Raw genomic sequence first — 13,553 nt, 5'->3', positions numbered from 1 at the left:
AAATGTATGACAAGTCCTATCTCTTGGACTTGCCGTATTGAACTAAAACCAGCTAATAGTTTGTCAACATTTTTCTCTTAAATTTATTTTGAGATGTGAGTATACTTCAAATTAGGTGCACCAAATAACCTTCCCTGAGCATTCTGGAAGGTTTTTCTTCTAAATAATAAATTTGGTAACTAAATTATTTCCACAAAGCTTTCTTTCTTCACTAACAGGGCATAAATCCAGTGAAGGAGCTTGTTAACACAGGCGATGAGGGCAACGCGATAAGGCTTTCCCTCTTCACGTTTCTTGTCGTAAAACTCACGTAATTTTTTAGATCCGGTCTTCTTCAGACCGCACAGTACGGCGAGATATAAGGCGTGACGTAGTTTCTTAGATCCACGTTTGGTAATGCGATTGGTTGTCGCTGTGAACTTACCTGAAGAATAAACACTAGGATCAATTCCAGCGATAGCAACCAACTTTTTTGCACGGTTAAACCGATAGATTTCCCCGATCTCAGACAGAATCGTTGCAGCGATTTTGCTACCTATACCGGGAATCGATTGGATAATCTCATATTCTTCAACTTCTTTAGCAAGGGCATCAATCTGGCTTTGCAGGTGGGAAAGATGCTCTTGGTACTGAAGGAGTAGATCAATGTATAACGCTAGGCTTATAAGATGGCTGGTATAGTTTACTTTCTGAAAAGGATTGTTTGTTGCAGCGGCTACGATACGGTTTGCTTTGTCAGTAGCCCAGCGTTTAGAACGACTTGGGCAGAGGCAAGCAATTACATATGCAATACTAGATTCACCGGCTGCTTGAAAAGCTTCAGGGGTTGTAAACTGTTTTAGAAGCCGTAATGAAACTCTCGAATAGAGATCACCGAAAATACCTCTGTAATCTGGGAAGACCTGATCTAAGACTGCTTGGAACTGCAGTTTAACCTGTACATACATTTGCGTTAGAGAGTCAAACTGACGTGTTAGGTGCCTAAGATTCAATAACTGAACTCCGCGTTGTTTATGGTCTTCAAATTCCTCTTTGAAGTACAGTTCACATAGCCGTAAGGCATCGACAGCATCTGTTTTCACTTTACGTAGACTTGATTTCTTGGCTTGATGCGAAATGAGTGGGTTTACAACTAAATGCAGGATACCGTGTTCCTCTAGGAACTGAATAACGGCCTGATGATAGTGCCCCGTCGATTCCAGGATGACAGCTGGAGTTTTCCCAGACTTATCTTGTACGTTTGAAATGATGCCTAGAAGCTGGCTAAAACCTTCTTGGTTATGCTGAAAACAAAACGGATTTCCGAAGGGTTTGCCCTTGTCTAAGAAGACTTGTCCATCACTTTTTCCTTTTGAAATATCCAGGCCAATGACTGGATTCATAACGCACTCTCCCTTTATTAAATTGCCGGTACCCCTAAGCACTGCTCGTAGTTCCACAACATCGCTTGTTATGCGAGATCTATTCGTCTCAACCAGCTTAAACATGGTTTCTACAAGTAGGGGGCGATCAGTTTTAGCGACGGGTTACAGACCCAGGGGAACGACCGATCTGCCCCGGCTACCGAGAAATACACCACTAAAATAATAAATGGTCAACCAGTAAAAACTGGCTGACCTCATAATACGACGGGTAACGATAGTTGAATCAACTGTCTGCTTTTATTTGTGTCAGAAGTACTTCATAAATTGTTTGGGTGGATGGATTGGTATTTTAGGGTATAAGTTTGTAGTGTTAATAGTACGAGATAAGAAAAAAGTAAGTACCGTGATCACAATAATATCTGCTATAGGATTACCTGTTATCTTCTACTTATTATTCATGGTGACATTGAGACTTTGAATTTGCCCTAAGAAGGAACGTAACTTAAGTAGGGATCGTCGACTGCCGCGCAGTCTGACGGTCCTTATTTGGCGAGGGTTAGGGTTTAACTTGCCGTTACAGATAGCACGGAAAATTGTACTATCTGTAACGGCAAGTTATTCGAGAATTTTCCCATGAAGCAGGCAACTTTATTGCCTACTTTTGTCTTATTCTTAATCTAACTATTGCCTGTACCTTTACCCGTACCGCCTGTACCTTTGCCCGTACCTTTGCCCGTACCTTTGCCCGTACCTTTACCCGTACCTTTACCCGTACCTTTGCCCGTACCTTTACCCGTACCTTTACCCGTACCTTTGCCCGTACCTTTACCCGTACCTTTGCCCGTACCACCCGTACCTTTACCCGTACCACCCGTACCTTTGCCCGTACCACCTGTACCTTTGCCCGTACCACCCGTACCTTTGCCCGTACCACCTGTACTTTTGCCCGTACCGCCCGTACCTTTATTGGACACGGGATTTCGAACTAAGAACTCATCTAACCCGACATCTTGAGCTTGTTTTATTAAATCTAATATTTGTGATTCTCCCATATTGACTTGACCACCTTTCGTTAAATATCCTTGTAAATCAAGGTGTTGTATCTTATGTAAATCGATTTTTATTTGTTCTAGTGATATGTCCAGATGTATTATCAAAGCCACTTACTTCCTCATAAGATATAAAAAAGCAAGGGAATGATTGAATGGAACATACTGCTATTCCTACTTATGGTATAACGATTGAGCCGAAGGTTCTTAAGGTGCTAAATAACGATGTATGGAGAGATGACCCTGTTTCATCCAAATTAATTGTAGACAACATTCCATATGAGATTGGGATATCATATCGGGGCGATCATACCCGTAAATTTCGAAAAAAATCCTATAGCATCGACTTTAGGTTATATAAAGAAGAATTTGCTGGACGTGAGATACACTTAAATGCTGAATACCGAGATCCATCATTAATGCGCAACAAGCTTTCTTTTGATTTTTTCCAGAGCATTGGGAGTTTTGCTCCAAATAGTAAGCATGTCTTTCTTGAATTGAATGGGGAGACAAAGGGGATTTATCTAGAACTTGAATCGGTGGACGAATATTTTTTACAAAAAAGAAAACTTCCTCAAGGTCCTATTTTTTACGCCACGATCTATCATGCGAATTTTTCATTATTAACACCAAAGGAAAAGCCAAAACCGTCCCTCTTGTCTGGATATGTACAAAAAATGGGTATTGACAAGGATAAACTAAATTTAGAAAGGTTTATTGTAAACATAAATACAGTTAACCGAGACCAATTTGGTGAAGCGATGAAAAAGGAGATGGATATCAATAATTATTTATTGTGGTTATGCGGGGCAGTGTGTACCCAAAACTACGATGGGTTTATTCACAACTATTCTATATTTCGAAATGAAGAGACGAGATTATATCAGATGATCCCATGGGATTATGACGCTACTTGGGGACGAAATTGGAATGGCGAAATAATGGAATATTATGCTGTTCCGATTCAAGGTTATAATACACTCACTGCACGCCTTTTGGATGTAAAGGAAATACGGCAGCAATACCGTCGTATTATGGAAGAAGTTTTAGAAACGAAATTTACGGTTAACGCGATAGAACCTATGGTGACAAATCTCCACAAGCAATTAACCCCCTATATTTCTTTAGATCCATTCAAAAAAGAATCCATTTCGCTATTTAATAGTGAGCCTGAATTTATCTTTCGCTTCATTGAAAAGCGCAACGGATATCTTCGAAAGCATCTAAAGGATCTTGTATAAAGGAGGGAGTACGCTGAAAAAAATACAAATGAAAAATACGGGAAAATCTGGCAGAGGAATTTTTGCAACCGAAAGCTTTCAAAAAGGTGACTTAATTGAGTCAGCCCCGATTATCGTTATCTCCAAAAACGAATGGGAAGAAATGAGGGAAAGCATACTCAAAAACTATATTTTCCGATGGGGCGAGGATAAAGCTATCGTTCTAGGATACGGTGCTTTATATAATCACTCTTTTTCTCCTAATGCGAGATATTTATCGAATAAAAATAATTTAACTATCGACTTCTTTGCCTATAAAGAAATTAAAGCGGGTGAAGAGATTTTGATTAATTACAATGGAGATCCTAAGGACCAATCATCATTGTGGTTTAAGGTTATCGACTAACAAAAACTGAAACAGGTAGTCTAATCTTACAAGAAATAGCCATCCCGCAAAGGATGGCTATACTGTTTCATAGATGACAGGAAAGGTCATTAAGCTAACGGGCAGCATTCCTATTAAGAGGAATAACGAGGTTTGAGAAATAAAAAGACTCCTTGGTATGATGTTTATGGATCCCAGTTGCTGGCCAGCGACAGATCCAATAACAATATCAAGGAGACTACAACATGCATTCTACTCAAAATGATCGAATTAATCAAATCACTTTTTCTACCTTAATTATCGGTGTCGACATCGCAAAATTTAGACATGTGGCGAGAGCCCAAGACTTCCGCGGGGTCGAGTTCGGGAAGCCACTTACGTTTGAAAACAATCGAGAAGGCTTTGAATTATTTATGAGCTAGTTCAGGAAGATTGCGACGGAGCAAGGGTTCAAGGATATCATAGTTGGTATGGAGCCAACGGGTCACTACTGGCTAAACCTAGCCCATTTTCTTAAAGAAGAGCAAGTAAAATGCGGCGTAGTGAACCCACTACACGTAAAGAAAAGTAAAGAATTAGATGACAATTCCCCAACAAAGAATGACATTAAGGACGCAAAAGTTATTGCTCAGTTGGTCAAAGACGGGAGATACGCTGTACCGAGCCTTCCTCAAGGTGTTTATGCCGAGCTGAGGGAAGCCATGAAAATTCGCGAGCACCTGACAACTGACCTTTGTGTTGTGCAATTACGTGTCCATAATTGGCTAGATCGGTATTTTCCAGAGTTTCTGACGGTATTTAAGGACTGGGAGTGCAAGTCTGCCATCCAAATTTTAAGCCTTCATTTACTGCGACATGAGCTTGTTTCTGTGCCAGACGAGACGTTGCTGCAGCATTTAAGAGAAGCTGCAAAGCGTGGGCTTGGTCTAAGGTCGAATACAGAATCTGAAGACAGCAGCCGGCTGTTCTGTTGGCATCAGGCAAGGTTCTGAGTTGGCTAAAATGGAGCTAAAGTTGTTGCTGACACAGTACGAATGGCTTAAGAACAAGCTTGAGGAATTGGAAGCAAAGCTAGATGATTTACTAGCGCAGATCCCTCATGTAAAGCAAGTATTGGCCATGAAAGGAATTGGTCGGGATACGATCGCTGGCTTTTTAGCAGAGGTAGGAGACATTAACCAGTACCGACATCCAAAACAGATCACAAAGCTTGCTGGACTGAATTTGAAAACAAATTCATCCGGCACACATATAGGGCAAACTAGGATCACAAAAAGAGGTAGAAAACGCCTTCGTGCTCTGCTCTTCAGAGTGATGATGCCGTTAGTCGCTAAAAATTCAGCCTTTCGAACCCTACACGAGTATTACACCAAACGGTCTGTGAATCCATTAAAAAAGATGCAGTCTCTCATCGCGTTATGTAACAAGCTCATACGTATCCTTTTCGGTATCTTGCAGAAGGGCCATGAGTTTAGTGAAGAAAAAATGATCCAGGATATCCCTCGATTTGCGGAGATACCACAAGCAGCTTAATGATCGCTTTTTTATGTCGATGACCAAAGCAGAGCAAGATAACAAGAAGCACGGATGAGTCGGAAAGGCACTATCCTTACGGACGAAGATCCTGTCGGGCAGCATATCTGACCTCCACCTCATGGATAGGTTGAATGAAGGAATGTGGGAGCGTAGACTCTGCGAGATGTGGGAGGGTTGACCGCCATGAGCACATGTGGAGATCCAAAGGTGCAACCATACATTACCATACCATCCGTTTTTTACATCAGGTGGTTTAGGTAGAGAGTTTTTTGCCCCTCGGGATATCCATAAATTTCTTCCTCTACAACTTCATACCATTGAAATGTTATCTGCTAATAAGTATTTGATGGTCAAAAACTGAGAAAACGAGAGTATTTAAGAGTAAAGCGTTTCTCCATAGAGGGAGGATTACGTGGTGACTGTCTTGAATAAATTAAGTATAAAAAAACTAAATATTTTCAATAGGTGTAAGATTATGAAGAAAAAGAATAGGCTGGGTGAAATCTAATGAAATTCACATTTGAAAATTTTTCTTGTGATGTGGATATATTTTATAAAGACCAAGATATTGTAGCAAGATTTTATGATTCATCAAAAGAACAAAATGAAGATGAAATTGTGAATCTTGTTATTGTAGATCCAGGCTATGGCTATCTTCATTTAAAGTTAAAAGGTGATGATTCAGCATTATTGAGCGGTTTTTTGGATGATAGAGTTTTTTTAACTGATGACATGGTTGAAGCTGCAATTAATTATATAGAAGGTCTATCACCGCATGCACAAAATAGATATATACCAAATCACGTTGCTCGCATCAAACAAACGAGCTATGTAGAATACAATGGTGAGTATTAAAATATAGATAGCCACACACAAATTGTGTTTCTGAGGAATGGGATTAAACTAACGGTGTACTATAGTTGAGGAGCATGCTTCGTGGCTGCTCCTTTTTCGTTTGCTGAACTAACGGGCAGAATAATCAAATTACAGCTTTACAAAAGTTCAATTACTTGGTAATAATTTCTATATAAAGGCAATGAAGAGGGCAGTAGATAATGAAATTCTTTCATAGAGAGCTCCGGTTGGTGAGAAGGAGTAAAGCGTTCTTTATTGAAAAAAGCCTCAGAGCTTCACATTCAACCTAGAGGCAACTAATAAATAAAAGTGTTGGTCATTGCGCTAATGCTGAAAGATAGTTGAGGGCCAGCTCATCTAAATGACTTGTGTTTCACCATGTGATCGTCAATAATTCGGCGGCCATTTTGTGATCCGTAGATGAGGCTATGCGTTGCTACTCTGTAATGGTGATGGCTCGAAATAAGTCTATTTTTGACACGAGGGATTTGTGTACAAAAATAGAATAAATTGTATAGTGAAGATTTGCGAAGGAGGGGGACGGTTTGGCAGGCTGCAGCATTCAACTATTAGGCGGTTTTAAAATCACCTTTGACAATGAAGATTTTACGACGACTACATCCGGTGCAAAGGCCCGGCTGCTGGCATACGTGGTTCTAGCTTTTGACATGCCGCAAACCAGGAAACAAATTGCCTTTGATTTCTGGCCGGACTCCACAGAGAAACAAGCCCTATCCAATTTACGGAAACTTCTTCACGATCTGCGGGAATGTCTTCCACAAACCGATCGTTATCTCAAAATTACTCCAGCATACATACAGTGGAATCTTGAATTACCCGTTTATTTGGATGTGCGTGAGTTTGAACAGGGGGCAGTAGGAAGAACCCTATACGAGCTTCGCAAGGCGGAAGAATTGTACAGAGGAGATCTTCTACCCGGGCTTCAAGAGGAATGGCTTGGTGCGAAGCGGGAGCAATTGGCGCAAACGTATTCGTCTGTACTCGACAAGCTCATTTCTATTATGGAAAATCAACGGGAGTACACGTCGGCCCTACTTTTCGCGAATAAGATGCTTGTACTAAATCAATTAAGGGAGGAAACTTACCGTACGCTGATGCGGCTTCATGCCTTGAATAATGACATGGCAGGCGTAGTTCGAATTTATCAGCAATTGTACAACATACTGCAAGACGAGCTAGGGATAGGTCCAGCGGAGGAAACCTTACAGCTTGTAGAAAGGCTCACGAAAATTGGCAACGAACAATTGATCTCTAAACAAAGCAAAACTCCGCTGGTCGGCAGAATCGGCGAATGGGAAAACATGGTTAGCAAATGGAAGCAGGCAACGATTGGGAGAAATTCCCTCCTGCTATTGAAGGGTGAGACGGGAATCGGCAAAACTAGATTGACCTTGGAATTTAAAGCATGGGTAGAGAGACAAGGGTATCAAACGGCCTTTGCCGGATGCTACCCGTCAGTAAGATCGTTGTCCTATACACCAATCACTGCTTGGCTCAGGAGTGTTCCTTTACCGCAGATCGGTCCAGTCTGGCTGTCGGAATTGACTCGTTTACTGCCAGAGTTATTTGAAAGATACCCGGAATTGCCGAAGCCGGATCCCATTCAGGACAACTGGCAATTGAACCAATGGTATGAAGCGATAGAGCGGATGCTGCTGGGTCAGCAACCGCTCCTCCTGCTCATTGACGATATTCAATGGAGCGATGGAGAGACGCTGCAATTTCTCTCTTATCTACTCCGCAAAGATACCAAGTTAAAGCTGTTAGTTGTCGCGACAATGAGGACGGAGGATTTGCCGGGCGATGCCGTCGGACATTTTGTCTTCGTGCTTCGAAACGAACGGAAGTTGACGGAAATCGAGCTTGCACCGTTCGGTGAGGACGAAACGAAACAGCTGATGGCCGCTACTGTTGGCGATGAGTTGGCAGACTGCCATTCGTCCAATTTATACGCGGAAATCGGCGGTAATCCATTGTATATAATGGAAACGTTGAAAGAATGGAAAACGGGTAGCGACAAAATGGAATTCCGATTTTCGCCTTTGGTGAAATCCATCATTTTAAATCGATTAAAGAAGCTTTCGCCGGATAATCGACATCTTGTATCCATCTTCGCCGCTGTCGGCAGACCTGTATCATTATCGCTTTTGGCGATGTTGACAGGCTCATGTGAGGAAGAGATTTCTGAAAAAATGGAGCACTTAGTACAATCGAAAGTCATGCAAGAGACAGAGGACGAGAAGTACGACTTTACTCATGATATCCTAAGGGAATCTGCGTATACACTGAAAAATGAGAGCTTGCGCCGCCAATACCATCGAAAAATCGCAATTGGATTGATTGCTTTTCATCAAGAGCGGCTTGAAGCCGTTGCTGCGGAAATCGCTTTTCATTACGAACTTGCGCTTATGAAAAAAGAGGCCATTCTCTATTACGAAATGGCTGCATCTGTTGCCGAGAAAATATATGCCAATGAAACCAGGATAAAGTGTTATCGGAAGCTCATTTCCTTGCTGCCTCCCGAACAGATACTGCCAATACTAATGAAACTCGGCGATGTTTTGATCATTACGGGAAATTGGAACGAAGCGGAGAAGACTTACAGACAATGGCTTGAACAAGAAGGGAATTCAACTGAGCTGCAGGAACGATCTTTCTGCGACGTTGCGCTGGGCAATTGCCTGCGATTGCAGGGAAAATATGAGGAAGCAAGCTTTCATTTGGAACGGGCTCGACGCCATTTTGAGCTGATTGACGACCATTCCGGTCTTGGCTTTGCCTATGGAACGCTTGGTATGTTGCATTACTACAGGGGAAATAACGACAAGGCACTTCACTATTTGACAGTAAGAATGGAATTGCCTCCTTCCGGAGATCGAACGAGGGAGGATTGCCGTTTCTACGGCGTTATGGGGGGGCTGTTCTATCATCAATGTGAATTCGACCAAGCGATTCATGCATACAAGATGCAGCTCAAGCTAGCAACGGAAAATCGTGATAAGAACGCTGTTGCGAAAGCCTTGGGCGGATTGGCGCTTGTCTATCTCGACACCGATCAAACGAATCTGGCTTTTGACTGTATCGTTGATAAGATTGAAATCAGCCAAGTGATCGGTGACCGGATGGGTCTGACTATTGCAATGGGGATGCTCGGCAAATATTATGGATTTCTGGGATCACACACGATAGCGGCTGGGTGCATTGCCTTTTGTCTCGAAGAAGCAATAGCTGTCAAGGATTGGCGCTTTACTGCCAACTTGCTCGGATGGGAAGCCCATAACTTATTGTTGCAGTTTCGAGTTGAGGAAGCGATTCCGTTCATTGATCGCTCGCTTCGACTGAGCCGACAGCTTCGCTCTCCTTTTTTTGAATGTAATGCGCTCTATCTCATGAGTGTGAAGAGTTATCACCAGAATCAATACGATTATGCAGTGGAAATTGCGGAAGAAGCACTGAAGATCGCTAATAAGCTTAATCGTCGAGATATGCAACTCAAGCTTTTATTGCATTTAAATGTGGGGTTAAGACGAACAAACCCGATTGAGGCCTTGGAGCAACTTCATAAATTGCTGAAGCAGTATGTCGATCAGCAGGAACAGGCAGCCATTTATTATGCGATGTGGAAGTTGAATTCCGAATCCTCAGAATATCGGATCAATGCGCTATCTTTGAATGAAGAGCTTTACCGAAAGTCAGGTAAAGAAGAATATCGTGTACGTTGCAGCGAAATGAATGGTTTATGCGATGTCGCCGCTGTGGTGCGTCCAATGCCGCAGTTTGCTGCCGAAGTCACACAACACAAAAGCATCACCGAAACCATTTTGAAGGAAATAGATTGTTATTTGAAGTTAAAGTCATAATCGCGAAAGTTAACCAAGAAGCGCTTTTGAAGCGCTTCTTTCTTTATGATGTAACTAGGATATCTTCTATCCCATCTGCCTTGGCAAATGCCGAGAGTCTATTTATTATGCAGGAGGAAAAATGATAAAAGCAGTTATCTATACCGTTAATTTATTACTAGTGGCACTTGTGGTCGGGACTATGTTCGGGGTTTGGTTTGGTATAAATCCTAAGCAAATGCCATATCCCGCTTATCTGGAACATCATCAGAAGTTAATTCGATCTTTAAATGTTAAATTGCCGTTATTGGCAGCAGTGGGTATTGTAATCACTGTCATTTCAGCTGTTCTTTCCCGAGATGATCGTTATAGGATGCTGATGATGATTGCTTCGGCGATTTTTCTAATCATTGCCGGCATCATTACACGTTTCCTGAATCAACCTATTAATGCAAAGATAATGTCTTGGTTGCTTGATAATCCTCCCGCAGATTGGATGAGATTGCGTGATGATTGGTGGAAGTGGCATATTGTACGGATGATTGCTGGACTGATCGGGCTAAGCCTACTTATTATTGCACTGTTAATTCATTGATCTTTCAAATTTTCCCTATAAAAAGAGGTGCAATTGTGAAACGGCAAACAGTTGCTTTAGGACTAATCATAATGACTTTAGGAACCCTGATCACAGGCTGTGGAGGCAATGATATCCAGTCTGTATCGGAAGCTGTGGCGAGCCAAGTGCCAAAAACCGCAAACATTAGTTCATCTCATTCAAGTGAGGCAGGTAGATTAGACGACGCGGTACTTGGCGCGAAATTGAGCTATTTCGATTCCAAGTTCGGCACTGTTGTCAAAAAAGAGAACGAATCGACCATCGGTTATATGGATGGCAAGCTTCGGGTTCTTGAGAATTTTGGAATCGCTTATACGATTTACAATGCATACGTGGATCGCAAAGAAAAGGTGAGCGTAGAAGATGCGCTCACGTTTATCAAGCAATTCCTGCCCAAAGATGCCAAATTCATCAAAGACGAAGAAGACGCTACAACAAAGATGCATAAATACACCTATAAAAGCGAAGCTCTGAAAGCCCAAACGCAGTTGTCCGGACAATTAATAATCAACATCATTAAGGATCCGAATGACGAAGCCAACTGCAAGCAAGCGCAGATCAGCATTGATATTACGGCTATGTGAAATCGGTTGAGGGAGGAGAAACAATGGGTTCAGTAAAAAAGTCTCTTGCACTGGCCTTAGTCTATATGATGTCTATGTGCACGATAGGACCGATTCCGCATACGTTTGCAACAGCGAATATTTACCAGCTTACTATCAATAACTCGAGCTCCTATTTAATCGCAGGCCAACCGCATTATGTTTCCTTCACTACCGATAGAGCTATTTCGACAGACATGGACGTTCAAACAGACTATTCCACCGATAACGGTTTTACATGGCATTTCCTAAAAAGCAGTAATTATAATTTATATGAAATTACTTTTCCAATCGATCCACAGTTGACTTCGGCCATTTTCCGCGTAGGTGCTTCCTTCTCGCCGGTTATCGGCTCCGACAGCTATTCTGAGGTGAAGATCGGCCCATATCAAATTTTGCAGCCTGGTTCAATCACGGATTTAACTTCAATGGCGAATACGGATGGTACAATCTTACTGGATTGGACCGATAATACGAATATGGAATCGTATTACCAGATTACAAGGGATGGGCCTGATGGTTCAAAAATATTTTACGTAAAAGATACGATGGATCATAGGGGGCCTCTCAGATTTGTCGACAAAGATACAAGTAAGTATACAAGTACAATCTACGCTTACTCAGTGCTACCGGTCATTGATCAATTCAATATACTGGACAGCAATAGACCGGGAGTTGTCAGTGTGCTAGCAAAAACGATTGCGCAAAAAAAGCCTCTGGATACAATCGACGCCATAACCAATTTCCCTAGAATTATTGAACCTGACAATAATAAAGTGAAAATCGAGCTTGATTTTACCAAAAAATGGCGTATGTATATCTTGGATATTGATAAAGTGGCCGTCAGTAGCATCACGTTAAATAAAAAAGCAATCCATCTGAATCAGGGGGAGAGTGAAGCGCTAATCGCGGCTATTATACCTTCGAATGCAGCCAATAAGAAGATGACGTGGAGCAGCGAAAATGAGGGAGTCGCTACTGTCGATAATGCTGGTAAAGTGACGGGCATATCACCCGGTTCGGCAAAAATTACAGTGAAGGCAGAAAGTGGGGAATTTACTGCTGTTTGCATCGTAACTGTAGCGGATATTCAGAAACCTACCACGGCTACACCTACGATCCAATTTAATGACATTGATAAACATTGGGCGAGTTCGGATATCATGATCGCAGTGAAGCTAGGAGCCGTGAGCGGTTATCCGGACGGTACTTTCCGGCCGGATGCGAGTGTGACACGTGCGGAGTTCACGAGTATGCTAATGAGAGGGCTAAAGCCAATGGGAGAAGGTACACGAATTTCCTTCAAGGATAATAGTGATATTGAAGCTTGGGCGGTTCCATCGGTGGAACTAGCAGTGAAACTCGGAATCATCAGCGGATATGCGGACGGTACATTCCAACCGAACGCGAATATTACCCATGCCGAAATGATTTTGATGGTCGTTCGCGCCTCAGGTCTCCCCACTGATAATGCACAGATAACCGGCTACGCTGACGATGCCATTATCCCGGAGTGGGCAAAAGCCTCCGTTTCCACGGCCGAGAAGAACGGCATCATTATCGTGAGTGGTATTACAGGCAATAAATTTGCGCCGCAAGTACTGTCCAACCGCGGGGAAGCCGCTTCGGCGATCGTTCGTATGCTAAAAGTTAAGAAGTAGAAGCGGTTGAGGAGTATGATCTTAAATTGATAACATGCAGAGGACGTAACCCAGCGTAGGCGAAGGAGCGTCCTCTTTTTGAACGAATGGGCAGGATACAACCTTTCAAGTTGTGGAAGCGTAAAATAGATAAGGGGAAAATTGAGCTAATGGTTGGTTGGTTGGTTGGTTGGTTGAGGAGAGATATTATGAGTGGATACCCAGATAACCTGGCTTCTTTGGATTTATAAAAGAAATGCCTCTATTCTCCGATACATCCACGAATTCCCTCCCTCCGCGCTGGGTGCTGCTTTCCGTAAACGGTCCATCATAGGTGGCTTCAGCATGAAACAGAAAGAGTTTCGTTTCATAATTATATGTTGAACAAAGAGAGACAATTAATCTGATGAATATTAATCAGTTTTA

The 13,553-nt window shown here is 42.3% G+C and carries 9 protein-coding genes and 1 pseudogene; 8 read left to right on the top strand and 2 right to left on the bottom strand.

Features of this window, described 5'->3' with window-relative positions:
* Positions 1–179: 179 nt before the first annotated feature.
* Together HQN88_RS32805 and HQN88_RS32800 are read right to left on the bottom strand one after the other, a co-directional pair.
* Positions 180–1,382: an IS110 family RNA-guided transposase gene (locus tag HQN88_RS32805; protein WP_173120236.1), complete on the bottom strand. Its 1,203-nt coding sequence runs from the start codon at positions 1,380–1,382 to the stop codon at positions 180–182.
* 659 nt (positions 1,383–2,041) lie between these two features.
* Entirely contained in the window at positions 2,042–2,416 is a 375-nt protein-coding gene (locus HQN88_RS32800) for a hypothetical protein (protein WP_216855907.1), read from the bottom strand.
* A 152-nt stretch (positions 2,417–2,568) separates the two neighbouring features.
* Between HQN88_RS32800 and HQN88_RS32795 the strand changes: the two genes are divergently transcribed.
* The 8 genes and pseudogenes from HQN88_RS32795 to HQN88_RS32760 all read left to right on the top strand — a co-directional run bounded on the left by HQN88_RS32795 (position 2,569) and on the right by HQN88_RS32760 (position 13,148).
* Entirely contained in the window at positions 2,569–3,654 is a 1,086-nt protein-coding gene (locus HQN88_RS32795; protein WP_173120234.1) for a CotH kinase family protein, read from the top strand.
* Positions 3,655–3,682: 28 nt separating this feature from the next.
* Positions 3,683–4,039 carry an SET domain-containing protein gene (locus HQN88_RS32790; protein ID WP_173120232.1) on the top strand — a complete coding sequence of 119 codons (357 nt, stop codon included), beginning with the start codon at positions 3,683–3,685 and terminating at the stop codon, positions 4,037–4,039.
* Between the two features lie 224 nt (positions 4,040–4,263).
* Positions 4,264–5,551 (top strand): annotated as a pseudogene (locus HQN88_RS32785) (IS110 family RNA-guided transposase).
* A gap of 510 nt (positions 5,552–6,061) precedes the next feature.
* Positions 6,062–6,409, top strand: a complete 348-nt coding sequence (locus tag HQN88_RS32780) for a hypothetical protein (RefSeq protein WP_173120230.1) — start codon at positions 6,062–6,064, stop codon at positions 6,407–6,409.
* Positions 6,410–6,954: 545 nt separating this feature from the next.
* Positions 6,955–10,290 (top strand): ATP-binding protein, encoded by a 3,336-nt coding sequence (locus tag HQN88_RS32775; RefSeq protein WP_173120228.1) that lies wholly within the window; start codon positions 6,955–6,957, stop codon positions 10,288–10,290.
* A 121-nt stretch (positions 10,291–10,411) separates the two neighbouring features.
* Complete coding sequence (locus HQN88_RS32770) at positions 10,412–10,864, top strand: anthrone oxygenase family protein (RefSeq protein ID WP_173120226.1); 453 nt, start codon at positions 10,412–10,414, stop codon at positions 10,862–10,864.
* A 35-nt stretch (positions 10,865–10,899) separates the two neighbouring features.
* A complete protein-coding gene (locus HQN88_RS32765) occupies positions 10,900–11,469 on the top strand; it encodes a hypothetical protein (RefSeq protein WP_173120223.1) in 570 nt (189 codons plus the stop codon).
* Positions 11,470–11,492: 23 nt separating this feature from the next.
* Positions 11,493–13,148 carry an S-layer homology domain-containing protein gene (locus HQN88_RS32760; RefSeq protein ID WP_173120222.1) on the top strand — a complete coding sequence of 552 codons (1,656 nt, stop codon included), beginning with the start codon at positions 11,493–11,495 and terminating at the stop codon, positions 13,146–13,148.
* The last annotated feature ends 405 nt before the right edge of the window (positions 13,149–13,553 follow it).

Source organism: Paenibacillus qinlingensis, assembly GCF_013204845.1.
GTDB lineage: Bacteria > Bacillota > Bacilli > Paenibacillales > NBRC-103111 > Paenibacillus_E > Paenibacillus_E qinlingensis.
The sequence above is the reverse complement of the archived record's forward strand: the minus strand, read 5'-3'. Positions and strand labels throughout refer to the sequence as shown.